This window comes from Castellaniella sp. (assembly GCF_034675905.1).
GTDB lineage: Bacteria > Pseudomonadota > Gammaproteobacteria > Burkholderiales > Burkholderiaceae_B > Castellaniella.
The window spans coordinates 383470-403330 of sequence record NZ_JAUCCV010000010.1; the positions used below are offsets into that span (position 1 = coordinate 383470).

General features: G+C 61.5%; 18 protein-coding genes and 1 pseudogene. 8 read left to right on the forward strand and 11 right to left on the reverse strand.

Annotated features, from left to right (window positions below; all coding sequences use genetic code 11):
* The first annotated feature begins 5 nt into the window (after nt 1–5).
* The 4 genes from tolB to VDP79_RS11960 all read left to right on the forward strand — a co-directional run bounded on the left by tolB (nt 6) and on the right by VDP79_RS11960 (nt 3455).
* Nucleotides 6–1313 carry a Tol-Pal system beta propeller repeat protein TolB gene (tolB, locus tag VDP79_RS11945; RefSeq protein WP_323018417.1) on the forward strand — a complete coding sequence of 436 codons (1308 nt, stop codon included), beginning with the start codon at nt 6–8 and terminating at the stop codon, nt 1311–1313.
* 37 nt (nt 1314–1350) lie between these two features.
* Nucleotides 1351–1845 carry a peptidoglycan-associated lipoprotein Pal gene (pal, locus tag VDP79_RS11950; RefSeq protein WP_323018418.1) on the forward strand — a complete coding sequence of 165 codons (495 nt, stop codon included), beginning with the start codon at nt 1351–1353 and terminating at the stop codon, nt 1843–1845.
* Between the two features lie 90 nt (nt 1846–1935).
* A complete protein-coding gene (gene ybgF / locus VDP79_RS11955) occupies nt 1936–2619 on the forward strand; it encodes a tol-pal system protein YbgF (protein ID WP_323018419.1) in 684 nt (227 codons plus the stop codon).
* Nucleotides 2619–3455, forward strand: coding sequence for an alpha/beta hydrolase (locus VDP79_RS11960; RefSeq protein WP_323018420.1), 837 nt, complete (start codon nt 2619–2621; stop codon nt 3453–3455). Before ybgF ends, VDP79_RS11960 begins: the two co-directional genes overlap by 1 nt.
* Before the next feature lie 123 nt (nt 3456–3578).
* Here VDP79_RS11960 and VDP79_RS11965 read toward each other — a convergent pair whose 3' ends face one another.
* Nucleotides 3579–4088: a copper chaperone PCu(A)C gene (locus VDP79_RS11965; protein ID WP_323018421.1), complete on the reverse strand. Its 510-nt coding sequence runs from the start codon at nt 4086–4088 to the stop codon at nt 3579–3581.
* A 102-nt stretch (nt 4089–4190) separates the two neighbouring features.
* Between VDP79_RS11965 and VDP79_RS11970 the strand changes: the two genes are divergently transcribed.
* Nucleotides 4191–4640, forward strand: a complete 450-nt coding sequence (locus VDP79_RS11970; protein WP_323018422.1) for a PaaI family thioesterase — start codon at nt 4191–4193, stop codon at nt 4638–4640.
* Between the two features lie 27 nt (nt 4641–4667).
* Here VDP79_RS11970 and VDP79_RS11975 read toward each other — a convergent pair whose 3' ends face one another.
* The 7 genes from VDP79_RS11975 to ahpC all read right to left on the reverse strand — a co-directional run bounded on the left by VDP79_RS11975 (nt 4668) and on the right by ahpC (nt 12630).
* Nucleotides 4668–5717 carry a BMP family ABC transporter substrate-binding protein gene (locus VDP79_RS11975; protein WP_323018948.1) on the reverse strand — a complete coding sequence of 350 codons (1050 nt, stop codon included), beginning with the start codon at nt 5715–5717 and terminating at the stop codon, nt 4668–4670.
* Between the two features lie 82 nt (nt 5718–5799).
* On the reverse strand, nt 5800–6717 hold the full coding sequence (locus tag VDP79_RS11980) for an ABC transporter permease (RefSeq protein ID WP_323018423.1): 918 nt from the start codon (nt 6715–6717) through the stop codon (nt 5800–5802).
* 2 nt (nt 6718–6719) lie between these two features.
* Complete coding sequence (locus VDP79_RS11985; protein WP_323018424.1) at nt 6720–7784, reverse strand: ABC transporter permease; 1065 nt, start codon at nt 7782–7784, stop codon at nt 6720–6722.
* Complete coding sequence (locus VDP79_RS11990; protein ID WP_323018425.1) at nt 7777–9315, reverse strand: ABC transporter ATP-binding protein; 1539 nt, start codon at nt 9313–9315, stop codon at nt 7777–7779. The genes VDP79_RS11985 and VDP79_RS11990 overlap by 8 nt, the downstream gene beginning before the upstream one ends.
* A gap of 232 nt (nt 9316–9547) precedes the next feature.
* Complete coding sequence (gene leuE, locus VDP79_RS11995; protein ID WP_323018426.1) at nt 9548–10183, reverse strand: leucine efflux protein LeuE; 636 nt, start codon at nt 10181–10183, stop codon at nt 9548–9550.
* Nucleotides 10184–10328: 145 nt separating this feature from the next.
* Entirely contained in the window at nt 10329–11903 is a 1575-nt protein-coding gene (gene ahpF / locus VDP79_RS12000; RefSeq protein ID WP_323018427.1) for an alkyl hydroperoxide reductase subunit F, read from the reverse strand.
* 163 nt (nt 11904–12066) lie between these two features.
* Nucleotides 12067–12630, reverse strand: coding sequence for an alkyl hydroperoxide reductase subunit C (gene ahpC / locus VDP79_RS12005; protein WP_323018428.1), 564 nt, complete (start codon nt 12628–12630; stop codon nt 12067–12069).
* Nucleotides 12631–12889: 259 nt separating this feature from the next.
* Here ahpC and VDP79_RS12010 point away from each other — a divergent pair, with 259 nt between their 5' ends.
* Nucleotides 12890–14479: a methyl-accepting chemotaxis protein gene (locus tag VDP79_RS12010; protein ID WP_323018429.1), complete on the forward strand. Its 1590-nt coding sequence runs from the start codon at nt 12890–12892 to the stop codon at nt 14477–14479.
* A 30-nt stretch (nt 14480–14509) separates the two neighbouring features.
* Here the strand turns inward: VDP79_RS12010 and VDP79_RS12015 are convergent, their stop codons facing one another.
* The gene (locus tag VDP79_RS12015; protein WP_323018430.1) at nt 14510–15706 is read right to left on the reverse strand and encodes an MFS transporter; all 1197 of its coding nucleotides are present in this window, start codon (nt 15704–15706) and stop codon (nt 14510–14512) included.
* 47 nt (nt 15707–15753) lie between these two features.
* Nucleotides 15754–16713 (reverse strand): annotated as a pseudogene (locus VDP79_RS12020) (pectate lyase family protein); the annotation flags it as partial.
* Between VDP79_RS12020 and VDP79_RS12025 the strand changes: the two are divergent.
* Both VDP79_RS12025 and VDP79_RS12030 read left to right on the forward strand, forming a co-directional pair.
* On the forward strand, nt 16694–17089 hold the full coding sequence (locus tag VDP79_RS12025) for a hypothetical protein (RefSeq protein ID WP_323018979.1): 396 nt from the start codon (nt 16694–16696) through the stop codon (nt 17087–17089). The pseudogene VDP79_RS12020 and the gene VDP79_RS12025 overlap by 20 nt on opposite strands.
* Before the next feature lie 523 nt (nt 17090–17612).
* A complete protein-coding gene (locus VDP79_RS12030) occupies nt 17613–18380 on the forward strand; it encodes an SDR family NAD(P)-dependent oxidoreductase (protein ID WP_323018431.1) in 768 nt (255 codons plus the stop codon).
* A gap of 218 nt (nt 18381–18598) precedes the next feature.
* Here the strand turns inward: VDP79_RS12030 and VDP79_RS12035 are convergent, their stop codons facing one another.
* Nucleotides 18599–19816, reverse strand: a complete 1218-nt coding sequence (locus tag VDP79_RS12035) for a hypothetical protein (RefSeq protein WP_323018432.1) — start codon at nt 19814–19816, stop codon at nt 18599–18601.
* Nucleotides 19817–19861: the final 45 nt, after the last annotated feature.

Genomic DNA, 19861 nt, shown 5'->3' on the forward strand with positions numbered 1-19861 from the left:
TTACCATGACCTTATTTACAGCCTCCAGCTTCATCGGGCGCCTGTGGCGGCGCACGACGACAGCTGGCCTGGGTCTGGCGCTGGCCGCCGTAGCGGCCACCAGCGCACACGCTCAGCTGCGTGTCGATATTTCTGGCGTCGGCGCCACCCAATACCCGATCGCCATCGCCGACTTTTCCGGCGCCGCCAGCAGCACCGCGGCCCCCGAAGTCATACGCGCCGACCTGACCCGCTCCGGCCAGTTCCGCCTGATCAATGCGGCCGGCGCCAACCTGACCGAACAAAGCCCGATCGACTATGGCGCCTGGCAGTCCCGCGGGGCAGACTATCTGGCCTACGGCACGGTGACCCAGAATGGCGGCCAATACACGATCAGCTACCGGCTGGTCGACAACGTCCGCAAAGCCGAACTGGACTCGGCCGTCTACAGCGGCGGCGAGGCAGAAATGCGCCGGATTTCCCATCGGATCGCCGATCGCATCTACGAAAAGATCACCGGTGTGAAGGGCGTTTTCTCAACACGGATCGCCTATGTGTTGCAGACCGGCAACGGCTATGAGTTACAAATTGCTGACGCCGATGGGCAGAACCCCCAGGTCATGCTGCGCTCGAAACAGTCGATTATCTCGCCCACCTGGTCGCCGGATGGCAGCAAACTGGCCTACGTCAGCTTTGAATCCGGCAAATCCGTCATCTACGTGCAGACGCTGGCCAACGCGCAGCGCCAGCCGATCGCCAACTACAAAGGCAACAACAGCGCTCCCGCATGGTCGCCGGACGGCAGCCACATGTCGATCGTGCTGTCTATGGACGGCATCTCGCAGATATATACCATCAACTCGGATGGCTCGAATCTGCGGCGCGTGATGCGGTCCCCTCTGATCGACACCGAACCCTACTACACGCCCGACGGCCAATCCCTGGTCTTCACCAGCGACCGGGGCGGCAGTCCGCAGATCTATAAAGTCCCTGCAGCAGGCGGCGATGCACAGCGTCTGACCTTTTCGGGTAGTTACAATATCTCACCCAGGGTCTCGCCGGATGGACAGCAACTGGTGTACGTTACTCGCAGAAACGGTGCTTTCAGAATTGCAAGCTTGTCCTTGGGTTCGGGCTCCGAACAGCTCTTGACGGACGGTCCGGACGATCAGTCACCCAGTTACGCCCCCAACGGCATGCAAGTGCTCTACAGTTCGATTCAGAACGGGCGCAGCGTACTGGCAGTGACTTCGATCGACGGCCGGGTCCGGCAGACGCTATCGGTGCTCAACGGCAAGGTCCGCGAACCAGCCTGGGGCCCTTTCACGAATTGATTTTTTCGTGTGACTCTTTCTTCTTAAAGGACATTAAATGAGCTCGCGCATCACCAGGACTCTGACCATAGCCGCCTTTGCCGCCTCTTTGGCAGCTTGCAGCTCCGTGCCGCTGGACCAAAACGGCGCTAACGGCGCTGGCTCGGATTCAGCGTCCGCTGGGCAAATCATGGATCCCTTCAATCCGCAAAGCCCGCTCGCGCAACAACGCTCGGTCTACTTTGACTTCAACAGCTACACCGTCCCCGAGCAATACCGCAGCGTCGTGGAAATGCACGCCAACTATCTGACCAGCCATCAGGCCCAGAAAGTTCGCGTCGAAGGCAATACCGACGCCCGCGGCAGCTCCGAATATAATCTGGCACTGGGCCAGCGCCGTTCGGATGCTGTGGCACGCATGATGAAGCTGCTGGGCGTGAACGCCAATCAGATCGAAGCCATCAGCTACGGTAAAGAGCGTCCCAAGGCCCAGGGCAACACCGAAGCCGACTACGCTGAAAACCGCCGCGCCGACATCAACTACCAACATTGATCGTCGCCTGGCTTTGACAGCGCCGTAGCGGCTGACGCTACGGCGTTTTCATTTGCGCCCGCAGACACTCTGGACGGAAGGAATCAATCCATGCACGCACCGACTTATCGTCTGAATTCCCTATCAGCCGCCACACTGATCGCCCTGATGCTGGCCGCCCCGACGGCCCATGCATTCGCCGACGACGAAGCCCGTCGCGCCATTCTGGAACTGCGCACGCAGGTCCAGCAGATGAAGGATCAAAACCAGCAGGCCAGGCTGCAATTGGCCGACCAGATGGACATGCTGCACCAGGAAATCGCCACGCTGCGCGGACGGATCGAAGAACTGAATCAGCTTAATCGCAATGTTTCGGCTCCCGGCCAGAGCAATGCGCCGCAACAGAATCCCCAGACGGGCGACCCTCAGCAACAAGCCGCTTATCAGGCCGCCGCCGACCAATACCGCAACGGCCGCTACAAAGAAGCCGCCAGCAGCTTTGCGACCTTTGTGCAATCCTATCCCGACAGCAATCTGGTCACAGATGCCCAGTTTTACCTGGGCAGCAGCCAGTACGCCTCCAAGGACTTCAAGAATTCAATCCAGACCATGCAGGCACTGGTGAAAGATCATCCGGGTGACGCCCGCGCCCCGGACGCGCTGCTGGTGGTGGCAGCCAACCAGATCGAACTGAACGACCTGAAAAGCGCCAAGGCCAGCCTGCAGCGCATCACCAAGGACTACCCCCAGAGTTCCGCCGCGGAAACCGCCAAAAGCCGCCTGAAACTGCTGTAATGCCGCCGCCCATCCCAGACCACCCGCATCATTTGCTGCCCCTGCCAAACGGGGATCTGCATTACCTGCAAGAGGGGGACGGCGACGACACGGTTCTGCTGATTCACGGTTCGCTGTGCGACTACCGTTATTGGCGCTGGCAGATGCCGGCGCTGGCCGAACGCTACCGGGTGCTGGCGCCCAGCCTGCGGGGCTGCTGGCCGATCAATCATCCGCACCCCCAGCCTGGCTATCGGATCGACGCCCACGCCCGCGATCTGGTCCATCTGGCCCAGGCGCTGGACATCCGCCAGGGCCTGCACGTCATCGGCCATTCCCGCGGCGCCCAGGTCGCCCTGTCTTTCGCCACCCAGGCGCCCGATCTGTGCCGATCACTGACGCTGGCCGACCCGGGATTCCGCTTCGACGACGAACCGGAATCCCGGCCTTTTTACACGCATGCCGTCGAACAGCTGCAGGCGGGCGACATCGATGGCGCCCTGGAGGACTTCATCGACACGGTCAATGGCGCCGACACCTGGCGCAAGATGGTGGCCTGGTTCAAGGACATGACCCGCGACAATGCCGCCACGCTGCTGTCGCAGATCCTGGAGGCCAACACGCCGGTCACCCAGCGCGACGCAGCCGCCCTGGCCTGCCCGCTGCTGCTGGTAGGCGGGGCCAACAGCCCGGCCAAATATGGCGCTCGCCAGGACCGTCTGCAGCAACTGCATCCCCAGGCCCAGCGAGTCCGCATCGCCCTGGCGGCCCACGGCATGAACCTGGCCAATCCCAGAGCCTTCAACCGCGCCATCCTGGACTTCATCGATTCGGTCCGCATCCCCGCGGCACGCTGATATCGCGCGCCTTCCGGGGAGCCATGAAAACACCCCAAAGACCGGATGGCATCCAGCCTTTGGGGTGCGGTTCAAAACCTGAGGACCGGCCAGGCAACCCGCCCGGTCAGAGAGCAGCAGGAATCAGTGCTTCATCTGATGTCCGCTCATGCCCGACATGGCCTTGGCCGGCTTGACTTCGCACTGCGCCGTCACGCGCTGACCGTTATCCAGCGCAAAATTGACCTGCACGTGATCGCCGACCTTCAGGCCGTCGCGGGCCTGTTCCAGCATCATGTGGTAGCTGCCCGGCTTGAAGGCCAATTGCCCGGCGGCGGGCAAGGCAACCTGATGCACCATGGACATCTTGCTCATACCGTTTTCTTCCGTGGTCTGATGAATCATGACCTGGGCATAGTCCGGCGACTGGGCGCTGATCAGGTTCACCTGGGCGCCGGTATTGTGAAACACCAGGAAGCCGCCCGAGGGCGCCGGGGCCGGTATCTGGCGGATCCAGCAATCCGAGGCCGTCACCGTCGCTGACACAGGCGCGTCAGCGGCCACTGCCGCCGCCCCATGATTGGCCGCCCAGGCCGATGTCGCCAGCAGTATGCTCGCCGACAGGCCACCCACGATTTTTCCGATTCGATTCATCGTCTTACCACCTTTCAAACTGATCGCAACCGAACCCCCATGGCTCTGCGCGATCTCTGGTCAGGCCAGTGTACTATGGGTTTTTCCGCTTCTTTTTGCGCTATGTCCACTCTTGCTGATTTGGCGGACACACCCGCTTCATATATCACCCCTGACGCATTCCGGGACCTATTGGCGCGCCTGCACCCGTTTGCGGCAGCGATGGGCATCGAAGTCCAGGAGATCGCCTACGGACAAGCGACGCTGCGCCTGCCCCCGAACCCCGCCAATCAGCGGCTGGGAGGCATCGTGGCCGGGCCGATGCTGATGGGTCTGGCGGATCTGGCCCTGTATGCCGCCGTGGTCAGCGCGACCGGCGTGCCCGAGGCCGTCACGGCCAGCCTGACCATCCATTTCCTGCGCGGCGCCCCCGCCGGCGGCATCATCGCCGAAGCGCGGATATTAAAAACCGGCCGCATGACGGCCGGTGAAGTCCTGCTGCTGCCCGAAGGCGGCGGGGAACCCGTCGCCCAGGTCATCAGCACCTGGTCCGTTCCCAGAAAAGCCCGCTAAGAACCCTTCCGCCGCGTGGGGGCTCCCTTAGTTTTTCGTCAGTTTGCCCACCACGCCTTCCACGTAGTAGTCCATGGCGTTCAGGCCCTTGTCGTCCAGCGCGCCTTCCGCCAGCACGACCTTGCCCTCGTTGGTCTTGATCGGAGCGGCAAAGACATTCAAGGAACCATCAGCGATGGCGGCTTCCTTGGCTTTGACTTCAGCCTTCAGCGCGTCATCCACGGCGGGGCCGAAGCCTTCCACGGCAACCATGTCTTCCTTGAAACCGCCCCAGACCTGATCCGATTTCCAGGTGCCGTCCAGCATGGCCTTGGCTTCACGGGTAAAGTACGGCCCCCAGTGGTGCGTGACGGCGGCCAGCTGGGCGTGCGGGCCGAACTTCAGCATGTCGGAATGGTAGGCCACCGCCCATTTGCCGCGTTCTTCGGCAGCCTGCACCGCTGCGGTGGAATCCGTATGGTGCGTGACGATGTCCGCCCCCTGATCCAGCAGCGCCAAAGCGGCATCGCGTTCCTTGCCCGGATCAAACCAGCTGTTGACCATGATGACGCGCACGGTGGCGTCGGGTTTCACGCTGCGCAGTCCGCGCGTAAAGGCATTGATGCCCTGCAGGACCTCCGGAATCGGATAGGCGCCGACATAGCCGATCACGCCCGTCTGGGTCTTGTGACCTGCCAGCACCCCGGCGACATAGCGGGCCTGATAGAAACGCGCATTGGTCGTGGCGACGTTGGGCGCGGTCTTGTAGCCGGTGGAGTGGACGAATTTGACGTCGGGAAACTGCTTGGCGACCTTGAGGGTCGGATTCATGAAGCCGAAGGACGTGGTGAAAATCAGCTTGTTACCCTGCTGGGCCAGATCGCGGATGACGCGTTCGGCATCGGCGCCCTCGGGGACGTCTTCAACATACTGGGTCTTGATCTTGTCGCCCAGCTGCTGTTCCATGTATTTGCGCCCCAGGTCCTGTTGCCAGGTCCAGCCGGCTTCGCCCACCGGACTGACGTAGACGAAACCGATTTTCAAGGGTTCCTGGGCGACGGCGGGGCCGCTGGCCCATAGGCAAGCGGCGGCCGTCATGGCCCCCAGGGTATGGCGTATGGTATGTGTTTTCATGGTGGAAGATCTCCGTCAGGGTCAAGGTTTCAGGGGTCGGGCAGCGTCAGCTATTGGGGTTGAACACGCGTCCCAGGGACGCGGGCATATTGATGCGGATCCAGTCCGCATTGCGCGAAATCAGGACCAGCACCAGAATCGTGGCCAGATACGGCAGCATGGACAGCAATTGCGAAGCGATCGGCACGCCCAGCGCCTGCATATGAAAGGTCAGGATGGTGATGCCGCCAAACAGATAGGCCCCGATCAGCACGCGCAACGGCCGCCAGGTGGCAAACGGCGTCAGGGCCAGCGCGATCCAGCCTCGGCCGGCCACCATGCCTTCCACCCACATCGGCGTGTACACCAGGGACATGAAAGCGCCCGCCAGACCGCAGCAAGCCCCGCCGAACAGCAGCGCCGCCAGGCGGATGCGGCGCACCGGATAGCCCAGGGCATGCGCCGATTCCGGGGATTCTCCCACGGCTCGCAAGACCAGGCCGGCGCGTGTCCGGTATAAAAACACGCTGAGCAACACCGACAGAGCCAGCGCCCCATAGACGACAGGGTGATGCTGGAACAGCGCCGGCCCGACAAACGGAAGATCCCCCAGCCAGGGAATGGACCAGGTCGACGCCTGGATCGTGGCCCCTACATAGGGCAGGCCGATCGATGCAGACAGACCGACGCCAAATAGCGACAGGGCCAGCCCGCAGGCGATCTGATTGGCGCCCAACCAGACCACCAGCCAGGCGAACAGCCCTGCCATCAAGGCCCCGGCCACTGCGCCGGCGACAAACCCCAGGGATGTGCTGCCGGTCTGCACGGCAATGGCGAAACCCAGTGCTGCGGCGACCAGCATCATGCCTTCGGAGCCCAGGTTGATGACGCCGGATTTTTCGTTGATCAGCAAGCCCAACGCCGCCAGCATCAGGGGGGTGCCGGCATTCATGGCTGCTGCGATGAGGGGAGCCAAGGCATCCATGGTCAGCGCCTCCAGCGCAAGCGTTGATAGATCAGGGTATCGCAGGCCAGCAGGGAAAACAGCAAAATGCCCTGGAAGATCCCGGTGATGGCATTAGGCATGCCCAAGCGCGTCTGGGACAGCTCGCCGCCGATGTAGAACAGCGCCATGATGAAGCTGGCGAAAATGACGCCGATCGGATGCAAGCGCCCGACAAAGGCCACGATGATGGCGGCAAAGCCGTAGCCCGGCGAGACGGACGGCGTCACCTGGCCGATAGGCCCCATGATTTCACAGGCGCCTGCCACCCCGGCCAAGGCGCCGGAACCCAGCATGCAGCCCCACAGCGCCCGCCGCGAGGAAAATCCGGCATATCGGGCTGCCAGCGGCGCCAGGCCGCCGACCGTCAGGCGATAGCCGGCAAATAAGCGCGACAGCAGCAGCCAGGAAAACAGAGCGGCCAGCAGCGCCAGCACGATGCCCAGATGCAAACGCGTACCCGGCCAGACCGGCAGCAGGAATCCCTGGTCGAACAGGCGCGACTGGGGAAAGCCAAAGCCGTCCGGATCGCGCATCACGCCATGCACCAGGTAGCTGAGCAACAATTGCGCCACGTAGACCAGCATCAGGGAGACCAGAATCTCATTGGCGTTATAGCGATCCCGCAGCCAGGCCACCAGCGCTGCCCAGATCGCGCCGCCCAGCGCCCCGGCGACCAACGCCAGGAAAACCATCAGCGGCCCGCCCCCGCCGCCCGTGCCATCGTCGAACTGCAGGATGAAAGCACCCGCGGTGACAGCGCCGATCACCAGCTGCCCTTCGGCGCCGATATTGAAGATATTGGCCCGAAAGCACAGCGCCAGACCCACCGAGCACAAGAGCAGCGGCGCGACCTTGACCCCGATCTCAGACCAACCCCGCAAGCTGCTGATGGGTTCGATGAAAAAGATCGCCAGCCCCTGCAGCGGGGACTTTCCGACCGCCAGGAACATGAGCACCCCGCACAAGGCGGTCAGCGCCAAGGCCAATAACGGCGACACCCAGGCCATGCGACGCGAGGGCTGGGCGCGTGGGATCAGCTCAAGCATGCGCGGCCTCCTGATCCTGGACAGTATCGGACGCCCCCGGCCACAGGCCGCTCATCCACTGGCCGATCTGTTCGCGGCCGGCCTGTTCTCGCGCCAGCGGCGGGGACAGACGGCCTTTGGCCATCACAAGCAGCCGGTCGGAAAGTTCCAGCAATTCGTCGAGCTCCTCGGAAATCAGCAGGATGGCGCAGCCCGCATCGCGCAAAGCCAGCAATTCGCTGCGGATCTGTGCCGCAGCGCCCACGTCTACTCCCCACGTCGGCTGGGCGATGATCAGCAGCCGGGGTTGGCGCACGACTTCTCGCCCCACGATGAATTTCTGCAGATTGCCGCCCGACAGGCTGCTGGCCAGCGCGTGCGGCCCCGCCGCCTTGACGTGAAAACGATCAATGATGCCGGCGGTGATGCGCTGCACGGCGCCCGTCAGAATCCAGCCATGCCGCACCGTCTGAGCCCCCTGATGCGACAGCAACAGATTGCGGGCCAGGCTGAGTTCAGGCACAGCGCCGCGCCCCAGCCGTTCTTCCGGCACGAATGCCAGACCCTGGGTGCGGCGCCAGGCCGCGGACTGCCGACCGATGGGCGCGCCGTCGAGCAGGACGCAGGCGGGTGCTGCCCGCAAGTCTTCGCCCGACAACACCCCCATCAATTCCTGCTGCCCATTGCCCGACACCCCCGCCACCCCCAGGATTTCCCCGGCGTGCAGCTCGAACCCGACCTGGACCAAGGGCGTGGCGAAGGGATGCGCCCGCGGCAGATCCAGCCCTTGCACCTGCATCAGCACCGGCCCGGCGGGCCGCGCCTGACGCTGCTGCACCGGCAAGTCGGCGCCGATCATCAGGCGCGACAGACTGGCTTCGGTTTCCTGGCGCGGATCGCAAACCCCTGTCACCTGCCCCGCCCGCATGACGGTGCAGCGATGGCACAGGCTGCGGATTTCATCGAGCTTATGACTGATGTACAGAATGCTGCAGCCTTCGGTCGCCAGCCGGCGCAGCACCTCGAAGAGCCGCAACACGGCCTGGGGCGTCAGCACCGAGGTCGGTTCGTCCAGAATCAGCAGGCGCGGCTTGCCCAGCAGCGCCCGGACGATTTCGACGCGCTGGCGTTCGCCCACAGACAAGGTGTGTACGTGCCGGTTGGGCTCGACGTCCAGACCGTATTGTTCCGCCGTCCGAGCGATGCGGCCGGCCAATTCCTGCAAATCAGTGCCGGACGGCAGGCCCAGGGCGATGTTTTCCGCAACAGTCAGGGTGTCGAACAGGGAAAAATGCTGGAACACCATGCCCAAGCCCAGGGCGCGAGCCGCTGCCGGATGGGCGATCTGCACGGCCTGCCCGTCCCATTCGACCGTGCCGGCGTCGGGGCGCACCACGCCGTAGATGATTTTCATCAGCGTGGATTTGCCGGCCCCGTTTTCACCCAGCACGGCGTGGATCTCGCCAGGCTCGACCGTCAGGTCTACCGCGTCGTTGGCGCGAACGGCGGGATAGGTTTTTGTGATGCGGCGTAAAGCCAGTCGCGGCGGCATGCAGGCGTCCTGTTCGAATCGTTCGTGAAACAGCCGGATTCGAAAAATTCTACTCAGGATGCGGGAAGCGGCCTAAAGGGGACAAACCCCTAGGCCAGCTGGACATGCCTGATCAATGCGAACCGCCAGGCCCGCCACACGGTCGTATGCGGGGTTCCGGCACCGGGACATCACGTTGGATGAATGGCGGATATTATCGCAGAGTGATGATGCCTGTCATACCTGCCGCCGATCAGGACTCGAATACCATGCGTCCGGCGAACCACAGAAACAGCGCACCCACCAGGCCGCTGCCGATGCGCGCCAGCCCCTGACGCCGGCGAAAAGCGGCCGCCAGCTGCGAACCGCCGAAAATCAGCGCCGACAAATACAGCATGCTGCACACTTGCAGGATGGTCGCCAGGATCAGGAACGACACAGCGGGATACGAATAGGCCGGGTCCACAAACTGCACGAAGAACGACAGCAGGAACAAAATGGCCTTGGGGTTGAGCAAGCTGAGCAACAGCGCCTTATGAAAGGGGTTGCCCGCCGCGCTGGACAGGGTTTTCGCATCCGCCTGGACCGGACGCCAGGCCGACCACAGCAAGCGAACGCCCAGATAGCTGAGATAGACTGCACCGACTGTTTTCAGGGCCATGAACAGAACCGGCAGCAGATGCAGCACCGATGCGGCGCCTGCTGCCGTCAGCGTCATCAGGATCGAATCCCCCAAAAAGACGCCCAATGCCGCCTGATACCCGGCTCTGACGCCGCGCCCCGCGCCGATGGCCAGCACGAACAGGGAATTGGGGCCAGGCAGCAGCACGATGATAATGACGCCGGCCAGATAGGTCCAGACATCCAGAACGCCGTATTCAGACAACATGAGGGGGCTCGATCAGACAGGCTGCGACAGGCAGCCGCAAGTCACAAGAATCACAGAACACTATTGTATCGACGCCCCGCCGTCCATGGATGAAAAAAAGCCCTGCAAAAATCCTGCAGGGCTTTTCCACACCGCGAACGAAACGTCAGGCGGCAGCCGTCACATCCGTGTCGACCGAACTGCGGATCAGATGGTCGAAGGCGGACAGCGCGGCCTTGGCGCCATCGCCGGCGGCGATGATGATCTGCTTGTAAGGCACGGTGGTCGCGTCGCCGGCGGCGAACACGCCCGGCACCGAAGTCTGGCCGCGCGCATCGACCACGATTTCACCGTGCGCAGTCAGATCCACCACGCCTTTCAGCCATTCGGTATTGGGTACCAGACCAATCTGGATGAACACGCCTTCCAGTTCGACCTGATGGACATCCCCGCTGCTGCGGTCCTTGTAGCTTAGGCTCGTGACGCGCTTGCCGTCGCCATGGATTTCCGTGGTCTGCGCCGACGTCAGGATGACGACGTTGGGCAGGCTGCGCAGCTTGCGTTGCAGGACATCGTCCGCCCGCAAGGCATCGCCGTATTCCACCAGCGTGACGTGGCCGACGATACCGGCCAGATCGATGGCCGCCTCGACACCTGAATTGCCGCCGCCGATGACCGCCACCCGCTTGCCCTTGAACAAGGGACCATCGCAGTGCGGGCAGTAGGCCACGCCACGATTGCGGTATTCGTTTTCACCCGGCACGTTGATCTGGCGCCAGCGCGCACCCGTGGACAGGATGACACTCTTGGCCTTCAGGACCGCGCCGCTGGCCAGTTCTACCTGAACCGACTTGCCCGGCACCAGTTTCGTGGCCCGTTGCAGGTTCATGATGTCCACTTCGTAGGCCTTGACGTGCTGCTCCAGCGCCACGCCGAATTTAGGGCCCTCGGTTTCCAGCACCGAAATGTAGTTTTCGATGGCCATGGTATCCAGCACCTGACCGCCGAAGCGTTCCGCCACGACCCCCGTGCGGATGCCTTTGCGGGCCGCATAGACGGCGGCTGCCGCGCCGGCGGGACCGCCGCCCACGACCAGCACGTCGAATGTTTCGCGGGCGTTCAAGGCATCGACCTTGGCCTCGTCGTTGCCCGCATCCAGCTTGGCCAGCAGTTCTTCGACGCCGGCGCGGCCCTGATGGAACAGTTCGCCATTCAGGAACACCGCCGGCACGGACAGGATCTCGCGCTTCTGCACTTCATCCTGGAACAGGGCGCCGTCGATGGCCACATGGCGGATGCGCGGGTTGATGACCGACATCGCGTTCAGGGCCTGGACCACGTCCGGGCAGTTCTGGCACGACAGGGAAAAATAGGTCTCAAACAGGTAGTCGCCCGGCAAGGCGCGAATCTGTTCGATCACGTCCTCGTCCAGCTTGGGCGGGTGGCCGCCGACCTGCAACAGCGCCAGCACCAGCGAGGTGAATTCGTGCCCCAGCGGCATCCCGGCAAAACGCACACCGATGTCGCTGCCGGTCCGGGCGATTTCAAACGACGGGCTGCGGCCATCCTGAGCCGTGGCCTCGACCAGCGACAGCTTGTCGGACAGACCAGCGATTTCTTCCAGAAAGACGCGCATTTCCTGTGCCTGAGTGCTGCCATCCAGGGAGGCGCGCAGCTCGACGGGCGCGGTAACCCGCTCGAGATAGGTTCCTAATTGGCCTTTGAGGTTCGCATCCAGCATATTCACACCTTTTTGGAAAAAACTTCCCCATGGCAAACCATGGCGGTATTGCCCGATCAAAAGTACGGGGAGAAAAATGGGCGGCCCGCCCGCAGACGGGCCGCTGTCGCATCACAGGGTGCGCAGGCGGTCCATGCCGCCGCACGCTACCTGGCGATGGAGATCAGATCTTGCCGACCAGATCCAGAGAGGGGGTCAGGGTCTTGGCGCCTTCTTCCCACTTGGCCGGGCAGACTTCGCCCGGGTGGCTGGCGATGTACTGGGCAGCCTTGACCTTGCGCAGCAGTTCGGACGCATCACGGCCGATGCCGTTGTCATGGATTTCCAGGACCTTGATTTCGCCGGCCGGATTGACCACGAAAGTGCCGCGCAGGGCGATGCCTTCTTCTTCGATCAGCACGTCGAAGTTGCGCGACAGCGTGTGGGTCGGGTCGCCGATCATCGGGTAGTTGACCTTCTTGATGGCTTCGGACGTGTCGTGCCAGGCCTTGTGGGCGAAATGCGTATCGGTGGACACGGAATAGACTTCCACGCCCATCTTCTGGAATTCAGCGTAATGATCGGCCAGGTCTTCCAGTTCGGTCGGGCACACGAAGGTGAAGTCGGCGGGGTAGAACACGAAAACCGACCATTTGCCCGCGACGGTCTGCTCGGTGACCTCGACGAACTTGCCATTGTGATAGGCAGTGGCTTTGAAGGGCTTGATCGTGGTGTTGATCAAAGACATGGATGCTCCTTATTCAGTGGTTCGGTAAGTGGCCTCAGTGGCAACGGAATCCAGTGTAGGCAATTCCTATTAATAAGTAAAATTGATAGTTCTTATAGAACTGATTGAGTTTGGCTATCGAAAGAAATCCCAACAATCATGCGGAATTTACATAATTGTTGGGATTTTATTTGTGGCGTGACGGGGAATATCTCGTAAAATTCACGTAAGTTATTGATATTCATATATTAATTGACGCCTCAAGCAATCGGATCCATCCATGCGCAAAAATCTGCCTGTCACGCAGCACATACATGACTTCCCCGCTCATGAAACTCTGCTGTCGGCCACCGACGTCAAAGGGCGGATCACCTACGCCAATGCCGCCTTTGTGCGCGTCAGCGGCTTTGAATACGCAGAGTTGCTGGGCAAAGCCCATAACATCGTGCGACATCCCGATGTGCCGCCCGCCGCCTACCAGGACCTGTGGGACACGCTGCAACAAGGCAGATCCTGGACCGCCGTATTGAAAAACCGGCGCAAGGACGGCGGCACCTATTGGGTACGGGCCAACGTGGCGCCGGTCTACCATCAAGGCGCCCTGAGCGGCTATATCTCGGTACGCACCAAACCCAGCATACCGGAAATCCAGGCCGCCGAACGCATCTTCCAAGACTTCGCCCAGGGCAGCCAAAAAGTCCGCTTCCACCAAGGGCTGCTCTTTGATACGGGCTGGCGACGCTGGCGCAACAGCCTGCGTCTGCTGTCGCTGCGCCAACGATTGGCCCTGACACTGGGCGCTCTCTGGGGTTTATGGTCGCTGTCCATGGCGGCGCTTGATACGACCGGTTCGGTCTGGCCCGCGGCCAGCGCCGCCGGACTCGGCCTGACAGCTCTGGCGGGCTATCTGCTGGAACGCCGCCTGATCCGCCCCTTGCGCGCCATCCAGCAGCAGGCCATCCAGGCGGCCAGCGGCCAACCCGTCGACGACTGGCGCCTGACGCGCCTGGACGAGGTCGCCTCGATCCAGAAAGCCATCAAACAAAGCAGTCTGAACCTACGCTCGTTCATCGACGATGTGCAAAACCAGTTGCAGGGACTGCGTCACGCCTCGGCGGAAATCGCCCAGGGCAGCCAGCACCTCAGCTCCCAGACGGAATCCGCCGCCGAACGCCTGCACAACACGGCCAGCGACATGGAACGCCTGGGCCACCTGATCGCCGAAAACCACAGCCACGCCCAGACAGCTGTTTCCCTGGCGCAGGCGTCCAGCACCTCCGCGGGCCGGGCGGCGCAGATCGTCCAGGAAGCCGCGACCCAGATCGAGCAAATGGACGCCGCCAGCAAACGGATCGGCGACATCGTGGGCGTGATCGACAGCATCGCGTTCCAGACCAATATCCTGGCGCTCAACGCTGCGGTCGAAGCCGCCCGAGCAGGGGAACAGGGGCGCGGCTTTGCCGTCGTCGCCGGTGAAGTCCGATCGCTGGCGCAGCGCTCAGCCGGCGCCGCCAAAGAAATCAAAACACTGATCGAGGAAGTCGTGCACATCGCCCAGGGCGGCGTATCCCGCACGCGGGAAGCCACCGCCGCCATGGGTGATGTGCTGGACCATAACCGGCAGGTCAGCGCGCTGATCGGACAGGTGCATGCCGCAGGGCAGGAACAGTCCGATGACCTGCTGCGCATTCAGCAAACTTTCATCCAGCTGAGCGATCTGACCCAGGGCAACGCCGCCATGGCTGAACAGTCCTCGACCTCGGTCCTGACCATGGATGCGCAGACACATAATCTGGCCCAGGCGGCAGGCGTCTTCCACCAAGGGCCGCCACCAGCAGCGCTCACCCCCCGGATCGCACTGCCCGCCTGATCGACCCGGACCAACCGCCAGATCGTTGGTTTACCCTGCTTTTCTGGCGGCAACGGAAACCTGCAGAACCAGCAGAGCCAGCAGGCACAGACCGGCGCCCCCGTAAAACGTCGCGGCAGCGCCCAGCCGATCCCACAGCAAGCCGGCCAGGACACTGGCCAGCAACATCGTGACCCCCGCCACCAGATTGAAAAATCCGTAGGCCGTGCCGCGCAGGTCGGCGGGTACCGTATCGGCCACCATGGTGGCCAGCAGCCCTTGGGTCGCGCCCAGATGGATGCCCCAGAGCAGGACACCCAGCATGATGACGGACCAATGGCTGCCCACGGCCAGCAACAGATCCGCCGCCAGCAGCACCACCAGCCCCACCGCCAGCAGCGTCCGATGGCTGCAACGGTCGGACAGGCGGCCAAAAGGGTAGGCGGACAAGGAATACGCCAGATTCATGACCACGATCGCCAGCGGCACCAGCGCCATGGCAATGCCGGTCTGCTGCGCCCGCAGGACCAGGAAGGCTTCGCTGAAACGCGCCAGAGTGAAAATGGCGCCGATGCCGACCACCCACCAGTAGGGCCTTGTCAGGCGGCGCAGATTGTCGCGGCGGATCGGATTGCTGCGCTTGGCGCACTGAGTTGGCCGAGGCTCACGCACGCCAAAAACAAGCAGCGCCACGCTGGCCGCCGCCGGGATCACCGCCACCCAGAAAATGGCCCGGAACTGATCGGCCCACAGCAGCATCAAGCCCACCGCCAACAGCGGCCCCAGGGTCGCCCCCACCGCATCGAGCGCCTGTCGCAGACCGAATGCCGCCCCCCGCGCATCGGGCGGCGCCAGATCGGCCACCAGCGCATCGCGCGGCGCGCCGCGCACGCCCTTGCCGACACGATCCAGCAAACGGGCCGTCAGCACGACATCAATCGTGCCGGCCAGCGCAAACAAAGGCTTCGTCAAGGCAGCCAAGCCATAGCCGAAAACGGCCAGACCCTTGCGCTTGCCCAGATAGTCGCTCAAGGTGCCGGAAAACACCTTGACGATCAGCGCCAGAGACTCGGCCAGGCCTTCCACCCAACCGACGACCAGCACGCTGGCGCCCAGCGTCGTCACCATGAACAGCGGCAGCAGGCTGTGGATGAGTTCAGACGAGACATCCATCAAGAGACTGACGAACCCCAGCACCCACACGCCACGCGGAATCAACACGCGAGGGGTGTCATTTTGCACCTGCATCTGCTTTCCTTGGTCCAGCATCAGCTGCGCAGATTACATCATGAGACTTAGGGCGGGCTTAGCACTGGACAACTCACGACCGCGCGCGATCCAGCCAGCGGGATATCGATGGACGTGTTGCCCGCCAATTTTCGTATCGTCTCGGCCAGGCCCTGCGTCGGCTTCTCATAGCCGTAGCAGTACGGAGGCGCCGGCACCGATTCGGGGCGGTAGTCCTGCAGCACCGGCTTCGCATCGCCCAGATACAGGTTGTCTTTCAAGCGCAGAAAAGCCTTGTAATCACGGGTATAGCCGTACCGGGACTTCAGTTTCTCGTAGGCCTTGCGATCAGATTCGCCGTTACCCAGCGCACTGCGTTCGGGTGCGACGGAGATATAGCGACAGTAATTCACATTGATGCCTTCCACCGTGGGGAAGAACTCAGGCTCCACGCACTTGCGCTGGGAATCGTTGTTGAAGATGTTGCCTTCGACCAGGGCTTTGGCCTCCAGACTGAAGCTCATGCCGTAGAAATCCCAGTTTTCCACCAGGTTATTGAACAGGTGGAAAGTGCCAAACTGCGCTCTGGGATTGCGCTGGACCGTGTTGAAGAAATAGTTATGGTGCAGCGTCACGCGCGCGATCGAATCGCGTTCATAGTTCTGAAACAGGTTCTTCGCGGTAATGTTGTTGAGCAACATGACCTTGTTCGAGTCGTGGAACTTGGTCCACGAGATCGTCACGTCGGTCGAACCGTTCTTCACATTGAGCAGGCGGTCGGACATCCGTGACAGGTCCATGTGGTCGACCCACACGTCGCGGCTGCCGTTGGCCACGTTCACGGCTTGCGTGAGCCGTCTCAGGCGCCCGTCTATCGTCAGATGCGTCAGGATGACGTTTCGGCTGCCATACACGCCCAGGCCATCGTCTACCAAGGTCACCCGCTTGCTGCGCCCGTCTATGGTCGTGTTGGACGGCACACGCAGCTGCGAATCCAGGACGATGGTCATGTCGGAGGCAAACCGTACGCGTCCGATCAGCGAAGAACTCGCTGAAATAGCGGACCAGGTAGTTCGATTGGATGGGAAAGCCGCCAATGGTCAGGAGCTTGCGGGAAGACAGCTCGACCATGTACAGGTCAGCGGGTTTGTGCGTGCCACGGCGAGCCTGCTCGCCATTCGAAGGCCGGAAGATCAGACGCTGGACGTCGGCGGGAATGTCGGCCTGGTTGAACATGAATCGCGCCTGCTGGAGCGCTTCAGCTGCCGTGTGCACAAAGCCATAGTTGCGGCCGAGTTGAAGCTTGATCGGGTAGCGTCCCACGGCCTCGCGCAGCGGCGTGTGGATGCGGCAGGTTCCTATCGGAGCGATGGTAAAAACAGTCATTCGGGAGCTCTCCTGTAGTGATGGATACCGGGCCTGAACTTAGAGAGTCCAGTACAAGAGGTCGCACGCAGGCAAGTAAATCGACGGGACATCGAAATACGTCTGCCGTACACGGGCGGGCATATGGCTAAGTGATTTAGACTCGGGGCCCAGTTACGTCTTTCGGGCAGCGAGTCAATGCATCTTGGGGGAAGAGGCGCAGCAAACCTATTTCTAAAAATTTTCGTTGCTGTTGAAATGAATCAGGGCGGCCTGTACAAGCATCCGGGAAATCCCTAGAAAAATTACAACCATGACGGATATGTAATCGCTGCCCCGGTGATATCGCGGCCATCGCGTACGGTGCTGCCAGAAGACATTTTTCGGCAGCATCCATGGCACACTGGACCCTATCCTGCGCGCTGACCGGACCCAGCCAGAGCGACTTGCAGGCCACCTTGTCCGATCCGCCTGCTCGATCAGGCGCTGTACATGGAATTCGCCCTGCAGCAGGTCTCCATATTCGACTGATCCGCAGTTCCGCTTCACAGGAAACCCACCCATGAACGATCGACACCCGGACAGCGCCGAACCCGGCACGCTGCTCATTACCGGCGCCAGCCGCGGCATCGGCGCGGCGACTGCGATGGCCGCCGCGCGCCTGGGCCACGACGTCGTCCTGAACTATGCCCGCGACGAACGGTCGGCCCATGCCGTGGCGGAATCCATCCACGCCATCGGCCACAAGGCCACAGTGATCCAGGCCGACGTGGGTCGCAGCGAGGACATCCGGCGGATGTTCGACACCATCGAACACGAGATCGGGCCGCTCCACGGCCTGGTCAACAATGCAGGCATCACCGGCCCTATCGGGCCGTTCACGGATACGACCGAGGCCGCCATCGAACAGGTGTTCCGGGTCAACGCACTAGGCGCCATGCAATGCGCACGCGAGGCGCTGTCGAATTTCAGGCGCCATGGCACGCAGGGTGTGATCATCAATGTCTCGTCCATCGCGGCCCGCACAGGCAGCCCCGGCGAATATGTGCACTACGCCGCCAGCAAAGCCGCACTGGAGGCCTTCACCCTGGGCCTGGCCAGGGAGGTGGCCGCCGAAGGCATCCGAGTCTGTGGACTGGCGCCGGGCAGCACCCTGACGGACATCCACGCGGCGGCCGGCGAACCGGACCGGCCCGCCCGCGTCGCCCCCAGGATTCCGCTGGGCCGTCTGGCGCAGCCAACCGAAATCGCAGAGGCTATTGCCTGGCTGGCCTCGCCGGCTGCTTCTTACGTCACGGGCACAACACTGGTCTGCGCCGGGGGACTCTAACGTCAAAACTCAGTGGCGTTCGACATCTGGTGTCGAACGCCTTTGACATTTGAACTCTCTCCCCGTGCAAATCAATAAGTTGCGGAAAATCCGCCATCGAGTCCTGAACTATCTGGTCGTTCAGTTTTGAACTTTCCGTACTTTCCGCCGCTTAGTTCTGAACTTTCGGGACTGTTCAACGTAAGCGGCTGCTTTCGGCCAGAAGCTAGCAAGAGGTCTCAGAGGCCTACTGTTCCGGCCTCGTGGATGCTGACTTTTAGTATCGGCACGGCGCAAAGAACGCTGCTGCTCCTTGGTGCATTTCCCACCCCCTCGATCAGATAGATCAAACCGGTGCGCTCAAACGCTGACCTCCATAGTCGCCAATTCTCGTCGGATTGTTCGATGCCGGTTCGCATATCCAAGTGCGGACGACCTAGCTCCTTTGGATCCACCAGCGTCACATATGTCTTGTACTTACGCCGCTCGATGATTGCATAAGCTCGCTTCGATTCGGAAATGCTTGTGCCTAGTCTGGTTTGTATTTCACGAAGCTGCGGTGGATAGACCTGGAAGCCGATCATAGCAAACAATTTGTTATCCACATTAACACTCATCAGCGATAGCTTATTGTCGCGAACCGCTGATCCCGACTGTCGCATCCGAGGGTGCGCTGTGATTTTAAAAATTTTATTTCCAACAACTACATTACCATTCCGGCCAAATAACCAGGGCTTATTTCTCGTTTGGTTCACCTTGTGTGAAACATGATCAATACGCGAGTCACTTGGATCAAAAAAGATCTCACCCTCGTCGCTGAACTGAACCAGCCCTAGTCCGTTCTTCAGTGTCAGCGTGATGTTGCTCGGAAGCACCTCCAATTTCACGTCTTTGAGACTAATCACGCATAGCATGAACGAGTTCAGCGTCAGCATGTGCGCAATATCAAACTCAACTCCGAGCAATCGCTCATCTGGCCGCAGTTCCGACAATCGGAAATCTCGAGGGAGTACAAATCGTCCCTCGAATTTAGACGGCACCATGACTCCCCCGAACAAAAAGACCTTTCTAGGCGGGTATGGATCCTTACCAAGGATATAGGGCCTATAGGGCAGGAATGACTTCTCGACTCCTCCAAACGCACGTTGCCCATTAAACATCACTTTTAAGAGCCACCTGCTTAATCGGTTGGGGTCACATTGGAACAATACCGGCTTAACAATGACGTGAACAAAGTAGCGGTCGAACAAGTCAGACGCGTAGTCGTCAAGCCGAGATAATGTCTCATTGTTACAGGCATCACAAACATCCCGAACGACGGGTGCGCCCTCAACATATTTTTCCGCTGCCGCGCTGTAATATAGACCCTGCCGATCTGCGCGTTTGTTAAGGAAACTTGGAAACACATGCTCACGGGTCGGTTTGGTGAGCTGCTCGCAATATACACAATAGGACACGAGGGAACGCTCCAGTAGCTGCCATGTCCGAATTTTATCTATTCG